At 35.6% G+C, this 14,772-nt stretch carries 17 protein-coding genes; 11 read left to right on the forward strand and 6 right to left on the reverse strand.

Annotated elements, in window-relative coordinates; translation table 11 throughout:
• Positions 1–141: 141 nt before the first annotated feature.
• From AC27H3_RS12630 to AC27H3_RS12645, 4 genes are all read left to right on the forward strand, one after another.
• Positions 142–2,562 (forward strand): TonB-dependent receptor plug domain-containing protein, encoded by a 2,421-nt coding sequence (locus AC27H3_RS12630; RefSeq protein ID WP_487106703.1) that lies wholly within the window; start codon positions 142–144, stop codon positions 2,560–2,562.
• Between the two features lie 327 nt (positions 2,563–2,889).
• Complete coding sequence (locus AC27H3_RS12635; protein WP_487106705.1) at positions 2,890–3,921, forward strand: threonine aldolase family protein; 1,032 nt, start codon at positions 2,890–2,892, stop codon at positions 3,919–3,921.
• A 280-nt stretch (positions 3,922–4,201) separates the two neighbouring features.
• Positions 4,202–4,351, forward strand: coding sequence for a hypothetical protein (locus tag AC27H3_RS12640; protein WP_487106707.1), 150 nt, complete (start codon positions 4,202–4,204; stop codon positions 4,349–4,351).
• A gap of 79 nt (positions 4,352–4,430) precedes the next feature.
• Entirely contained in the window at positions 4,431–5,108 is a 678-nt protein-coding gene (locus AC27H3_RS12645; RefSeq protein WP_487106709.1) for a DUF2913 family protein, read from the forward strand.
• A gap of 153 nt (positions 5,109–5,261) precedes the next feature.
• Here AC27H3_RS12645 and AC27H3_RS12650 read toward each other — a convergent pair whose 3' ends face one another.
• Entirely contained in the window at positions 5,262–5,855 is a 594-nt protein-coding gene (locus tag AC27H3_RS12650) for an HD domain-containing protein (RefSeq protein WP_487106711.1), read from the reverse strand.
• 243 nt (positions 5,856–6,098) lie between these two features.
• Here AC27H3_RS12650 and AC27H3_RS12655 point away from each other — a divergent pair, with 243 nt between their 5' ends.
• The 3 genes from AC27H3_RS12655 to secF all read left to right on the forward strand — a co-directional run bounded on the left by AC27H3_RS12655 (position 6,099) and on the right by secF (position 9,541).
• Complete coding sequence (locus AC27H3_RS12655; RefSeq protein ID WP_487106713.1) at positions 6,099–6,518, forward strand: hypothetical protein; 420 nt, start codon at positions 6,099–6,101, stop codon at positions 6,516–6,518.
• A 168-nt stretch (positions 6,519–6,686) separates the two neighbouring features.
• Entirely contained in the window at positions 6,687–8,624 is a 1,938-nt protein-coding gene (secD, locus tag AC27H3_RS12660; protein WP_487106715.1) for a protein translocase subunit SecD, read from the forward strand.
• Complete coding sequence (gene secF / locus AC27H3_RS12665) at positions 8,621–9,541, forward strand: protein translocase subunit SecF (protein WP_487106716.1); 921 nt, start codon at positions 8,621–8,623, stop codon at positions 9,539–9,541. The genes secD and secF overlap by 4 nt, the downstream gene beginning before the upstream one ends.
• A 122-nt stretch (positions 9,542–9,663) precedes the next feature.
• On the opposite strand, the gene AC27H3_RS12670 is transcribed toward secF, so the two are convergent.
• The 5 genes from AC27H3_RS12670 to AC27H3_RS12690 form a co-directional block, all read right to left on the reverse strand.
• Positions 9,664–10,326: a YoaK family protein gene (locus tag AC27H3_RS12670; RefSeq protein ID WP_487106718.1), complete on the reverse strand. Its 663-nt coding sequence runs from the start codon at positions 10,324–10,326 to the stop codon at positions 9,664–9,666.
• 98 nt (positions 10,327–10,424) lie between these two features.
• Positions 10,425–10,637, reverse strand: a complete 213-nt coding sequence (locus tag AC27H3_RS12675; RefSeq protein ID WP_487106720.1) for a hypothetical protein — start codon at positions 10,635–10,637, stop codon at positions 10,425–10,427.
• Positions 10,634–11,506, reverse strand: a complete 873-nt coding sequence (rhlP, locus tag AC27H3_RS12680; RefSeq protein WP_487106722.1) for a rhombotarget lipoprotein — start codon at positions 11,504–11,506, stop codon at positions 10,634–10,636. The genes AC27H3_RS12675 and rhlP overlap by 4 nt, the downstream gene beginning before the upstream one ends.
• Positions 11,507–11,942: 436 nt before the next feature.
• A complete protein-coding gene (locus tag AC27H3_RS12685; protein ID WP_085305335.1) occupies positions 11,943–12,296 on the reverse strand; it encodes a DUF4870 family protein in 354 nt (117 codons plus the stop codon).
• Positions 12,297–12,335: 39 nt separating this feature from the next.
• Complete coding sequence (locus tag AC27H3_RS12690; RefSeq protein WP_085305333.1) at positions 12,336–12,527, reverse strand: DUF3185 family protein; 192 nt, start codon at positions 12,525–12,527, stop codon at positions 12,336–12,338.
• Between the two features lie 353 nt (positions 12,528–12,880).
• Between AC27H3_RS12690 and AC27H3_RS12695 the strand changes: the two genes are divergently transcribed.
• The 4 genes from AC27H3_RS12695 to AC27H3_RS12710 all read left to right on the forward strand — a co-directional run bounded on the left by AC27H3_RS12695 (position 12,881) and on the right by AC27H3_RS12710 (position 14,772).
• Positions 12,881–13,516 (forward strand): LysE family translocator, encoded by a 636-nt coding sequence (locus AC27H3_RS12695; RefSeq protein ID WP_487106725.1) that lies wholly within the window; start codon positions 12,881–12,883, stop codon positions 13,514–13,516.
• Between the two features lie 9 nt (positions 13,517–13,525).
• On the forward strand, positions 13,526–13,846 hold the full coding sequence (locus tag AC27H3_RS12700) for an Mpo1-like protein (protein ID WP_487106726.1): 321 nt from the start codon (positions 13,526–13,528) through the stop codon (positions 13,844–13,846).
• Between the two features lie 259 nt (positions 13,847–14,105).
• Positions 14,106–14,564: a hypothetical protein gene (locus AC27H3_RS12705; protein WP_487106728.1), complete on the forward strand. Its 459-nt coding sequence runs from the start codon at positions 14,106–14,108 to the stop codon at positions 14,562–14,564.
• Position 14,565: 1 nt separating this feature from the next.
• Positions 14,566–14,772, forward strand: coding sequence for a helix-turn-helix transcriptional regulator (locus tag AC27H3_RS12710; protein ID WP_408607673.1), 207 nt, complete (start codon positions 14,566–14,568; stop codon positions 14,770–14,772).

Consider the following 14,772-nt stretch of genomic DNA (forward strand, 5'->3'; position numbering starts at 1 on the left):
AGCGCAAGTATAGCAATTCAAGGCATGTTTAATTCGAAGGTCTCGTTAATATTAAATGGCTGTGGATAATAAAGTATTCACAGTAGCTTTAAAACATAACTAAAAATTTATATTTAATATTTTTGATGCTAGGGATAAATAATGAACATTTTTCAAAAGAAGCCATTGCATATTGCTTTATCAGCTATTTTTATGACTTACACCTTTACTTCATATGCTGTAGAAACTGAAGAGCAAGTTCAAAATAAAGAACAAAAGATTGAAACAATAAGCGTTTTAGGATCAAGATCAAACTCTCGGACAGTTGAAGACTCCCCTGTTGCAGTTGATATTATTAGCGGTGAAAGCCTAAATAGCTTGGGAAATTCTGCTGACATTACAGATAATTTAAAAGCAGTAGTACCATCATTTACAGCAACCCCTTCTATCGGTGATGGTAGCGCATTTGTGAGGCCAACATCTTTACGAGGAATGGCACCAGATCAAACACTTGTTTTAGTGAATGGAAAAAGGCGTCATAGATCAGCTTTGATTCAATTAAACGCCCCTGCTGCTGGAAACGGCGCTCACGGAGCTGATGTAGGTATGATTCCTGGTATTGCAATAAGTGGAATTGAAGTGCTTCGAGATGGAGCCGCAGCACAATATGGTTCAGATGCGATTGCAGGTGTTATTAACTTTAATATAAAAAACGCCTCAGAAGGTGGTGAGGTATTACTTCAATATGGTCAATTTTATGAAGGAGAACAAAGTGTCAAAATAGGAGCAAATGCCGGCTTTGAACTTGGTGAAAGTGGCTTTTTAAACCTTAGTATTGAACATACAGATAACGAAGGTTTATCAAGAGGGTTTCAAAATCCAAATGCCCAAGCGCTAATTGATGCAGGTAATGTGGGGGTTGGGCTAGATACTCCGTTTAACGATGCTCCTTTAGTACAATCACATGGTCGCCCAGAAACGAAAGGGACACGTATATTTATTAATTCTGGTTTTGAGATTAATGATAGTGCTGAGATTTACGCACTGATGAACATTGCAGATACTGAAGGGCTTTATCGCTTCTTTTACCGGCACCCTACGCATTCATCACTACAAACGTTAGTTAATGAATATGCTTATAACGGTACTCTTTTAAACACTGGTTACACACCTATTATGGTGGGTAAACAAAAAGATTACAGCTTTATTGGTGGTCTGCGCGGGGAGTTTTTCAATGAAATATATTATGACTTCAGTACAGGTATTGGTAATAACCGATTAGAGTTCGATCTAAATAATACGATGAATCCTAGTTTAGGTCTTAATACAGCTAACGAGCCAGTTCAACGTGACTTCTATACTGGCGCAACAGAAGAAGAAGATATTTTTATCAATGCAGACTTTAGTAAAGAGTTAGCCGATAATTTTAACTTAGCTTTTGGCTTTGAATGGCGAGAAGAGTCTTACAAGGTGGAAGCTGGTGAAGTTAGCTCATACATAGGCGAAGGTTCTAATGGACTAAAAGGTACTAGACCTGAAGACACTGGAAAATTTAACCGTAACAATACTGCCGCATATATAGATATTGAACATGATATTACCGACGAGTTTTTAATGCAATACGCTGTACGTTATGAAAATTTTAGTGATTTTGGCGGTACAACAAATGGAAAAGTTGCAACACGTTGGAATGCAACTGATAACTTAACTTTTCGTGGTGCTATATCTACAGGCTTTCATGCCCCAACACCTGGACAGTCTAATATTCGTTCTACAATTACCGATGTTATTGATGGTGAACTTGTAGATATTGGTCAATTACCACCAACAAATCCAGCGGCCATAGCTTCAGGTGCAAAACAATTAAAAGAAGAAGAGTCTGTAGGCTTAAGTGCTGGTTTTGTTTTATCTGAAGGTTCATCTTCACTTTCAGTTGATATATTCCAGATAGACGTAGATGATCGTATTTACAATGCTCGTGATATACCTAACCCACTAGCAGAAGGCTCATTCATTAACTTCTACACAAATGCATTAAACGTTCGCTCAAAAGGAATTGATGTCATTATCACTTCAGAGCTGGCATGGAACTCTTCTTTAAGTACAAACTTTACTTTTGCATATAACTATACAAAAGTTGACGTGACAGATGTAAAACCAGTTAACACTCCAGATAATGGGCCAGTCATCCCTGTTAATAAAGATATCGTTGATGACATTGAAAACAACTACCCTAACTCTCGCTTTGTTTTAACTGCGAATACATCATTTAGTGATGATTTGAGCCTTATGGTTCGTGCTAATTACTTTGGAAGCTCAATAGATGGTAGAGGGAGTCATGATCACCCAACAACCCCTTCAGCAAAAGTTGATGATATAATTTATATAGATATGGAAGTTAATTATAAAGTTAGTGAAGAGTTAAAGTTAACTTTGGGAGCAGCCAACATATTTGATAACTATATCAATAAACTAACAACAAACAACGCTAATTATTTAGACTTTGGTTTAGCCTACCCTCGTGATAGTGCTGCTAACTACGATGGCGGATCTTGGTACTTAAGAGCTTCTTACTTTTTTTAAACAAAAAATCACATTTACAAAGAGCCGATTAAAAAAATGTAGTGCTTACTATGACTAAGGTTATAAGCACTACATTTTTTAAATTAGCCCACCACCCCCTAAAAATCACTCTTTCACACCCTCTATTTTTAAATAGTTTTGATCGCCACCTTATAAAGTCAATATTATTTATGAAAATGTTTAAATTTTAATCCAGACTTCCGATATTAATGATCAATACATAATAGGTAGTTAATGGAGCAATATATCGGGCTTTTAGCAGTATGTAGTGGGCAAGTAAAAGTTGAATATTTTAATCTTACCTCAAATATAAGAGAGGAGATTCTAATGTACGATTTTTACGCAGACACTAAGTCAATACCGACTAAAGATATGTTAAGAAGCATACTCGATGCAGAACTTGGAGACGAACAAAAAGGTGAGGACCCAACAACTAAAGCACTAGAAGCAAGGGTTGCAAAACTATTGGGGATGGAAGCAGCCATATTTTTAATTTCAGGCACTATGTGTAATGAAATAGCTGTCAGAGTTCACTGTAAACCGGGGGATGAAATTATCTGTGATGAAACCGCTCATTTACTTAACTTTGAATGTGGAGGTCCTGCTGCATTAAGTGGTGTTGGATTAATGCCTATCGCAGGTAAAAATGGTATTTATGACCGCCAGACGCTTAAAAAAGCTATCCGCCCACTTTCTCGCTATATGCCATTAACTAAAATGATTTTAGTAGAGCAGACAACGAATTTAGGTGGCGGAGGCATTTGGCCACTTGAAACAATTAGAGATGTTGTAGCAGAAGCCAAAGAGCATGGCTTAATTGCCCATATGGATGGAGCAAGACTTTTAAATGCGGTAGTTAAAACCGGCATTCCTGCTGATGAATATACAAAAGGGTTTGATACGGCATGGATAGACTTTTCAAAAGGTTTAGGGGCACCATGCGGTGGCGTTTTGGCAGGAAGTAAAGAGTTCATTGAGAAAGCATGGCGTGAGAAACAAACATTTGGTGGAGCAATGCGTCAGTCAGGCGTACTAGCAGCACCGTGTATATATGCACTAGATCATCACTTAACCCAATTGAAAAAAGATAACGACTTAGCATTCAAGATAAGTGAAGGATTAAAGCACCTTACTCAAGTAGTAAATATAATGCCTGTCGAAACTAATATCATTATTTTTGACGTAATAGATAAGGCTCCTATTGCCAGCAAAATTGTTGAAGATATGAAAGCAAAAGGCTTTTTAATGGGGGCTTTTGGTGAGAGGCGTTTAAGAATAGTAACCTGTATAAATGTTGATGATATTGCAGGCGATCTATTGCTTAAAGAGTTGAGCCATTACCTAAGTGCATACAATTGATCAATTATTCGTTTAAAGAGAATTTAAGAGATTGAAAGAGAGTTTATTTTATTCTCTTACCATAGTTTATAGTCTATGGAGGATTCTAGAGATTTTTAGAGTCCTTTTTTTCAATACTGATACTACTTTAAATTGTATTCATTCTAAATCAACGTTACGAAAAATTACCCAGTTAATCACTATATAGACTACGACCAAGCTTTAACATATTAAAAGTTACTATGATTAATTCTTATTGAAGGTTAATAGAGGTAAGTAAATATAATTAAGGAATTAAGCGATGACACCCAATGCTGAGCTGGTTATTAAAGTTGAAAATGCACTTATTATCGATACGAAGAATATAGATCAGGGTAATAAACAGAGAAATGACGATACTTTACAGGATGATGAAGATTTAAATAATACTTTTATTTTGGGCTACAACTGATTATTGACATTTATTTAATGAGCTTAATTACTTCGTTAATTTTTTCTAAAAATACTAAGCATAAAAAAGACATAAATTTATGAACAAACAAGAGTCAGATTTATCATTCCAATTATATAACTTTATTTTAAATGCTTTAATAGCATTGGAATTAGAAGCAAATGAAAAAAGCTTTGTAAGTTCTTCATCAAAAAAATCTTTATTTTTAGGTACTTGGTTAAAGAAAGCTAAAAAACAAAGACGTTATCCAAAGTCGCTAGCCCAAGAAGTCGAAAACTTGATAAATATTTATCTTCTCAAAGGTCAACGTGCAAAATTATCTGAGTTGCTAAGCGAAATGATTTACGAATACAGACTTCTGTTAAATATAAAAGTTAATTCTGAATTAACCGCAAAATTTAGGTTTGATTCAGCGATGCAAGCCCTATCTATACAAGGATGGAAAATTTCATTACCTATTACGCAAGATATTGATGAACAAATCCCGTATAGGTCAAGTCACAGCAAAGAAATATTTACCAGTAAACGATATTGGGAAGGTGCATTTGATAAAGAACATGCCCTTTGCAAAGAAATAAGCATTTTTGTTGTTTCATCACCGCAACTAGTTATAGACTACCTTTATGACTACGGGTTTATTTTAATTAAAGGTATTAAAGGTTGTGATCATCAAGGAAAATTCTACTATCAATATACGATATTTCCTAACAATAAATGTACTGGAAAACCGGCAATACCTACAATTATCAAAAAGTAACTTCTAGGAGTTAACTGTACCCCTCCAAATATATAAAACAATAAGCTTAATTAAACTATAATAAAAGTTAAGGTAAATTATGCAAGCTTAAAGTTAGAAAACGGCCTTGAATCAATTTATGATTGAATTCTAAGACCGCATACTCTAATGAAATTATGCGTCGCGTAACCAACCGTTTTTTACGGCTAAATCAATTTGCTCAGAGACATAAGTCCAAAGTTTTGGGGCTAGACCATCTAATAAATTATTACGGGCAATAACTTCAGATTTACTTACTTTATGTTTGGCCCAGCTGCCACCGTTATTTTTCATATTTTGTAATAACGGTAAAACTCGGTCCATGGCTTTAGCAAATTTGGCATCGTTGGTTTCTGCTGCTTCAAACTCTAACCAAAGGTTTAACATTTCTTGATATTGCTTTGCAGGCAATAAACCAAAAATACGTTCTGCGGCCGCTAGCTCTTTTGCTTCTTGGGCATCAAGATCCGCTTGTTCTGCAAATGCGAAAGTATCACCAGCATCAATCTCAACGATGTCATGAATAAGAAGCATAATAGTCACTCGTGCGACATTTACCGGCTCTGCAGCATAACCGTTTAATGTTTGCGCCATCAATGCGATATGCCAACTATGCTCAGCACTGTTTTCACGTCTGTTGTTATCAGACTTTACGGTGACTTGTCGATAAACGGCTTTGAGACGGTCTAACTCTAAGATGAAATTTAATTGCTGCTCTAAATCTTGCATTATTACTCCTAATTAAAAGCATTACGGTATTTATAACCACAATGATTGATATGGGGACTACTCACTGTAACAGCAACCTTATTAAGCAATTGCGTTTTTGTATTGTTTTTAAACTTATGTAGTTTTTATATAGGGTTTAAAAATACAGCGTTTATTTTAATTAAAAATATCTACACTCCCTCTCTTGAAAAATAAATTAACGTCCTAATATAAGGCTTACTAATGACAATGTAACTTATCGATATGTGGCGTTTTATAACAATAACTTTGGTGTTATTTTTTCTAGTGCAAAATGCTAGTGCTTTATCGATCGCTGAATATTCTCAAAAACACAGCATACAACAAAGTAACATTGCTCAAGATGAACAACACCTTAGTGTAAATTTAGACGAGCATCAGCCGCAGCATTTGTTCAATTTACCTAGAATTAATACCTTCAGCCCTGCTACTTTTTCAATTGAAGCGCAAACAGCGCCAATTTTTGTTTTAGTTATTGAGTTTTTTAAAACCGAGAGCAGCGCTAGAGAATATAAAAATTTAGCCCCACCACCTTTATTAGTTAGTTGGTTTGAACAACTTCATAATCAAGCAAGTTCATCGCGTATTTCCGGCTGGAAAGACGGTAACTTTTTATACACTGCAAAATTAACCTATCACAGCTAGTTCATTTATCTTCTGCACAAGCCTTAAACATTAGCTTTATTGGCTGAGCACAAATCGAAAATTTTACTTTTAAATTACTAATGCCATTGATGGTATTTAGTCACTTATCGCATGCGTTTAGCTTTTTAGCTTAACGTTTGAAAAAAGTGTAGATAACGAGATTTCATAATGAACACACGCAACAAATCCAGTATCAAAAGCTTTAGCTGGCGAAACATTGTCATACTTATCACGCTGATATTTATGATCGTCAGTGCATTACCCAATTTGTACCCTGAAAAATCAAACATTCAGTTAATCAGCAGTGGCAACGACATTGAACAAACGACTCCCGAGCAATTAAACACACTCTTGCTAAATAACCACTTAGCTGCAGAGCAAATAATTACCAATGCCAGCGGCACGGTAATTACCCTGAAAAACAAATCAGATGAACAAGCCGCTAAAGCACTTTTAAGCAAAGCCCTAGACGGTAAATATAGCGTAAGCAGCACTACCACAAGCGATGCTCCAGCTTGGTTTAAATCAATGAAAATGGAGCCAATAAAATTAGGCTTAGATTTAAGCGGCGGCGTATTATTTGTTTTAGATGTTGATACCGACAGAGCAATGTTCGAACACTTAAAGGGGCTAGGTAGCGACTTAAAATCTCAAAGTATAGAAAAACGTATACGCGGCGTTAATTTTACTCAAACGAATAACAACTCAATTGAGCTTAGCTTTCCGGTATCTATGCAAGGCAAAGTTGAGTTACTGCTTAGTGATATCATCAAACAATCACCTGAGTTGAGCATTAAAGATATAAGTGATTCGCGTAAATCATTATTTTACTCGCCTCAAGAGCAAGTAAACTTTAGACAAGCCACCATGAAACAAACCTTGAAAACTATGCGTGGACGTATTGAAGAATTAGGCATTAGTGAAGCGATTACCCAGCAACAAGGTAAAAATAGAATACGTATTGAGCTACCTGGTGTGCATGATCCTGAAGAAGCTAAACGTATTATTGGTGCTACTGCTACACTTGATTTTTATCAACTTGCTGATGGTTCACACACTGCTGGCATATTACAAATGGCAGATAGCAGCGGTCGTAAGTTCAACTTAAATAGCAAAGTCGTTTTTTCTGGCAGTAGTATTAAAAATGCGCGCGCAGGACAAGATGAAATGGGCATGCCATTGGTAAATTTAACCTTGGATAGTGTCGGCGGTAAAAAAATGTCGGCTTTTTCAAAAGAAAATATTGGTAAACCCATGGTAACGCTGTTTTCTGAATTTCATCGTGACAGCAATAATGAAATTGTTAAAAAAAGTAAGATTATTAATGTTGCCAATATATCTCAGCACTTAGGCTCTCAGTTTAGTATCACCAATATGTCGAGCCCACAAGCAGCACAAGAACTGTCACTTTTGTTGCGAGCAGGATCTTTAAATGCCCCCGTTACCATAGTAATGCAACGTAATATTGAAGCGACATTAGGCGCTGACAATATTGATAATGGTGTTAAAGCGCTCAGTATAGGTATTGCATTTACCTTGTTGTTTATGGCGGTTTGGTATCGCACTTTAGGGCTTATTGCTAATGTTGCTTTAGCGCTAAATTTAGTCAGCTTATTAGGGTTAATGTCTTTATTACCCGGCGCAGTGTTAACCTTGCCCGGTATTGCAGGTTTAGTGCTTACGGTTGGTATGGCGGTTGATGCCAATGTCCTTATTTTTGAGCGTATTAAAGAAGAGTTAAGAAGAGGACGTAAAACTTTATCGGCGATTGAGGTTGGATATAAAAGTGCCTTTGCCACTATTTTAGACGCTAACATTACCACCATGATCACCGGCATTATCTTATACACCATAGGTTATGGGCCGGTAAAAGGCTTTGCCATTATTTTGTGCTTAGGCATTCTCACCAGTATGTTTACCGGTGTATTTGTTGCAAAAGCATTAACCAATATGGTTATCAGAGATAATAAAAAACAACTTATGGGCATTGCGCTAGAAGACGACACTAAAGCTTCACGAATAGCTCAATCTTCTACAAAACTAAACACTAAAAAAACAACTAAAAATAAAACAGAGCAACTTACCGACTTAGGAGCTAACTCATGAACAATACCAAGGTAAAACCAATATCTATTATCAGTAAGCTTCGCTTTGCGAGTTTTTATTTTGCCGCCGCACTTATTGTTATTTCTTTAGTCGGATTATTTACCAAAGGCTTAAACCTTGGTTTAGATTTTACCGGCGGTTATATAACCGAGTTTTCAACCGAGCAATCGTTTGAACAAGCCGAGATGCAACAAAAGCTAAGCAGTTACTTATCGAAGGATTTTCAATTATCGTCTGCTGACAACGGCACCCATTGGAGTGTACGACAAGCTGACAATAATACTGGGCAACAAAATAGTACTTGGTTAACCGAGTTTACTCAGGACAGTGGCTTATCGATAACCCCACAAGATGCCATGTATATTGGTAGCCAAGTTGGCGATGAATTAATCGAGCAAGGTGGCTTAGCATTACTGACCGCGGCCATATTAATTTTGGTGTATTTATCGCTAAGGTTTGAATGGCGATTAGCGGCAGGATCAGTAGTTGCACTTATGCATGACGTAGTGGTGGTATTGGGCATATTTGCTTGGTTTGAAATCTCTTTTGATTTAACCATTCTGGCGAGCTTATTGGCTATTATTGGTTATTCGCTGAATGACTCAATAATTGTTGGCGATAAGGTCAGAGAAATTATGATGCGTAACAAAAACAGCGATGTTGATACCACGATTAACTTAGCGATTAAATCAACCTTAGTCCGCACTTTAATTACCTCGGGTACAACGCTAGCTACCGTTCTAGCCATAGGTTTATTCGCTGGGGAGTCTTTACAAGGCTTTGCTATCGCATTGTTTAGCGGAATATTAGTCGGTACGTATTCTTCAATTGCTTTGTCGGCAACTATTCCACAGCTTTTAGGTTTAAGCCCTGATCATTATCATAAACAGGCACAAGAAATTTGTACTTTACCTTAAGTTATAGGCGAAAATAAAGCTGAGCGAACCATACCAAATGAATAATCACTAATAAATTTGTTTGGTATGGTGCATATTAAAAGGTTATTAATTTACAACGATAAACTGTCGACAAATGTAATTTATTGCCCAGTTTTGGTGTTGTACATTGAGTAAGCTAAAGCGAGTAAAATGCAAATACCTGCGGGTACAAATAATGCGTAAAATTTATATATATCAAATAAAAAAGCGCCCGAAACGCCTCCTAAGATAAAGCCAACAATGATTAGAAAAAGTAGTAATGCCTTTCTTTTGTCGAACACTTCTCCTCTTAACTTAGACCCTAACATTATGCCTAGATCAGTAAAAACACCGGTTACATGTGTGGTTCTGATCACAGCACCACTGTATGTTGTTGCCAAGGCATTTTGTAAACCACAAGCGGCTGAGGCCAAATAATGCCCATTAAAAGAACCATTAGATAAAAAGTAAATAGCACCAAAAATAAAGATAGCTTCGAGGTAAAGTAAACTGCTGTAATTACGGCCTAACTTTAATGCTCCGCCGCGTATAAAATAGCCTGAAATAGCGGAGCCAATTAAAAAACTGCACAAAATAAGAAACAAGTGAACTACATCAATCAATGATGAATTTACTATACTGGTACCTAATTGTGTTGCAGTACCTGAAAGGTGAGATATCGACTGATGCTTAAATCCAAGAAGCCCTACGGCATTAATAAGGCCTGCCACAAAAGCAAGTATAAATGCACCATACTCGACCCAACGAGGTAACTTTAATATCACAAAACACCCCGATTAGTTCATTAATAGAATAAGCTAAACGCAGTAAAAAATTTAACGTCAAATTACCGCGACTACCTATTATTTAACATAATACATGCTTAGTTAAAAAAGCTTGCTAGCCAATCAAAGGTTAACACGGTTGTAAAAATTTTTAAGCCAACCAAAGCTATACATATTAAGATGAGAAACGCTTTGGTTTTCTTGCTTTTAATGTTAAGCCAATAGCGCCATTTTGCTTTTATTTCTTTATTTATTTCGGCACTAACACCAATTTCATCTTCCGACTTGAGTGGTTCCTTCTGTTCGTTCATTTTAAGGTTTTTCTTAGTAAAGTACCGCGTTGCTGAACTTTATTTGCTTGGCTAAAGTAAATTTTCGTACAAGAAATTAAGAGTAAAAATAGGAAATAATGACTAATTGACCCTCCACTATAACCGGCTCTGTGCTCAACTTTAGCAATTTTCTCTTCTTTAACTCGAGTTTTAAAATTTGCTAATTCAGCCTCTAAGTTGCTGGTCATATCGGTAACGGCTAAGCCAAAGCCCTCTAATGACTTTTGCATTAAGGTGTCGTCAACGCCAACTGCTGTGGTACGTTTTTCAAGTTTGTTTAAACCTGGCGCTCTAAAAAGCATTTTTTTACTTTTAATATCAAAAACCGCGGTATCAACAAAAGTTTGAACTGAGTTTTCATTACCCGGAATTATGTACATACCAACGATAGTCCAATATAACAAAGCGGCATTATTCTCTAGCGATTGAGTAACTTGGTCGTATGAAACTAGTGCCATAACATCAACATCGTAAAGGCGGCCAACTTGCTCTAATGTGGTAAAACCTTCTCCGCCATTTAAATAGCTGCTTGGGATAATTTCAATGCGATCAATGTAATCATATTTAAGGAATGTTTTTTTTACTTTTTCGAGTAGTTCAATTTGATCTTTGTTATGAATACCATCTCGTTGCCAATTTTTTGATGGCACAAAAGCTAAACCCACTTTAACGGGTAAAGTTAACACCGGAATTTCAGGCTTATGTGCAGCCCTGCTCTCGTGATTAGGGTAAAGAAAGTCCATTAAGCTACTTGATTGAGTTTTCTTACCTGTATTGTTGCTCAAGAAAGCACTACACGATGTGATGCATAATACACTCAATATACTGATCAAAATTTTAGCTTTCATCGATATTCCTTTTGTTGTAATTGATAAGCGACTTCCCTTATTAATAATTTATCGTAACACGCTAACGAGCTTAATATAAAAATTAAAATATAACCTTTAGGTGTATTACATTTTTAATCAAAAGTTTATAACAAGGTAATATAGTAAATGACAGAAAAAGGGTAGATAGAGTATTTAACCTGAACTCTGGATAATGAGTGTTTGATACTCAAGTGAATCAAAAGCTTAGGTGGTAAAGTAAATGCTATAGCAAGGTGAACATCACTAATTTACACCATCAATGCTTCATTTTATGCCATTTCCAAGGCAAAACGTTGATGAATAGCGAGCTATTTATCGACGTTTTAACGCAGGTAATGGCTTAAAAGGGAGGATTGAGCAAGTACTGCTTATCCAGAGTTCAGGTTATTTATACACCTACCCTATTGATTAAATTTTAGAAAAACCAACCCGTGGGATCAGGATGAGCAGTTTTTGCATCTAATGACTTCATGCCTTTTACACACCTGACAATAAGCCAAATAACCCAAAATAAAAGCACTAACCAGCCAACAAGAATAATAGAAAGTATAGAACCAAGAATAATATACAAAGCCCCTATCCAGAATGTTCTAATTTGAAATTGATAATGTGTTCTAAGCCATTCGGGTGCATCATCTTTATTGATATAAGCCATAACGACACCAATAATGCCTGTGATACCAAAAAAGATACCTACCATATATAGTATATATACAATCTTAGCTGTACCCTCAGTTGAAGGCCCCTCGTTTATAACGACTTCACTCATCTATTTTCCCCTTTTATGATGTTTTTATTTTCGTCAGCTTTACTTTAGTTTTGAAATGCCAATTAATAGCGCAATAACGCCACCAACCATTCCACCCCATGCTTCAATAGGCGTATCGCCACTTACTACCCGAGTAACTTGCGAGGTTGCAGAATCATAAATGTTATAGCCCCACAATGCTAAAGCTACACCGACAACAACTAGCACTATACCAATAATTTTATTATTCATTTTCGCTCCAAACTTGTTTAAAGTTATAGTCAAATATTTTTGTGTTAAAAATATAATTAACTGAAATTTCAATTGTTAACAGTACGATTAGCATTTAGTTATTTAAGTAAATATACAGCGCTTACATAATGACTTCAATGACTTAGTTTCTTGGATATGTTCAAAACATTGTCAGAAGTTTTTTATTACATAGACTTTACAAGTAATGTAATCACTGTACATTAACTAGCTGATATACTGACAAAAAAATATATAAGCACTTGTTATTAAGTTATTTAAAGTTACAAAATTGATTTAAGTTAATAACAAACAATTTAAAATTGCTGAGCAATGAGTAACTGTTAAGGAAATTTATGGATTTAATGCAAGGTTTAATACTGATCACTTCCATTCATTTGTTGGCTGCGGCATCTCCTGGGCCTGATTTCATTTTAGTGTCGCAACAAACCTTATCTAATGGCAAACGCTCTGGTTTTATGGTCAGCATTGGTATCGCCTTAGGCTTATCGGTACATATAATTTACTCAGCTTTAGGCTTGGCCGCGGTAATTGCCAGTTCAGCAACCGCCTTATGGGTGATAAAAATAATTGGTGGCTGTTATTTACTTTATTTAGGAATGCAAGGCTTAAGAGCTCAACCTCAAAGTAAGGTTGAGGGTGCATTAACAACGAAAAAAATTGTAAAACATTCAAGCATCAAAGCGATAGCGAAAGGCTTTTTATGCAATGCACTAAATCCGAAAGCGCCAATATATTTTGTCGCATTATTTACTGTGGTGTTATCACCTAATTTACCATTATTACATTTGGTTATTTATGGTGCATGGATGATGTTTTTACAACTACTTTGGTTTTCTACCGTGGTAGTTTTATTGTCTAGGCCTAGTGTTAATGAAAAATTTCAACGTTTAGGTCATTGGATCGATCGCATACTTGGCGGCGCTATGATATTAATAGGCTTAAAAGTACTTACTAGCAAAATACATTAGGGAATTATTATGTCTACCAATTCAACAACTAAAGAATATAGTGATTTTAAGTCTTTCTACCCTTTTTATTTAAGCCAACATCAAAATACAACCTGTAGGTTATTGCATTTTATTGGCTCTAGTTTAATCCTAATAACATTAGCCTATATATTTATAAGTGCTTCTTGGGTATTACTTTGGACAATACCTTTATTGGGTTATGGCTTTGCTTGGGTTGGGCATTTCTTTTTCGAGAAGAATAAACCCGCAACATTTACCTACCCGGTTTATAGCTTTATAGGCGACTGGGTTATGTATAAAGATCTACTTATAGGTAAACTCAAGTTTTAGCACTTTACTTTATTTTAACGCTAAATAACTTAGTACTTAATAAGTAATCCCCCTTTAAACTCTTTCTTATCGACAAAACTTACACCACCATCTAAGTCAAATATTTTTAACACAAAGTATAAAATAATTGACTTGACAGGTGCCATCAACTAAAGTCAAAAAAACATGACTTCATGTCAAATATTTTATACTCGCCTGGTCTAGGCCATAGCACAACAGTAACTTTTATCTGGCGATAATTTATTGAAGGGAAATAACTATGTCATACAAAGAAAGAAGTATATGGGTATCCTTAGCCATCACGATATATATTTGGTTTAATTATTTTTCAACTATTTATCATTCAGTTCAAAGTCAAAACTTAACCATTAGTATTATGCAGTCAGCCTTGTTAAGTGTTGTAATAATGACTGTTGTTTTAGAGATTTTACATCATATAGTGATAGCAATAATTGATAATAAAAATGCCAATTATGATGAAGATGAGCGAGATAAAAAAATAGCACTTCTTGGTGCTAATAACGCTTATTACATTTTAAGCTTTACGACCATTGTTGCTGTGGTGCACTTACTTTTTCCTTTTATGAGCCATCATATAGAAGCACTAATTAATCTACCTAATGAGTATGTCATCATCAATATTATCATTATTGGTGCGCTTATGGCCGAGATTTCAAAGTTTGCCACACAAGTATTTTATTACCGAAAAGGCTTTTAAGGTGTCAAAAAAAATAACCAATAATATTAGACGCTTGCGATTTAATAACGATGAAATGACCCAACAAATGTTGGCCGATGTAGTGGGGGTTTCTAGACAAACAATTGTTGCCATAGAAAAAGATAAATACTCGCCGTCTTTAGAAGTGGCGTTTAAAATAGCCGAGTTTTTTCAGGAGCCTTTAGATACAGTATTTCAGTATAAATAA

The sequence above is a fragment of the Colwellia sp. NW0002-52-1 genome (assembly GCF_057550865.1).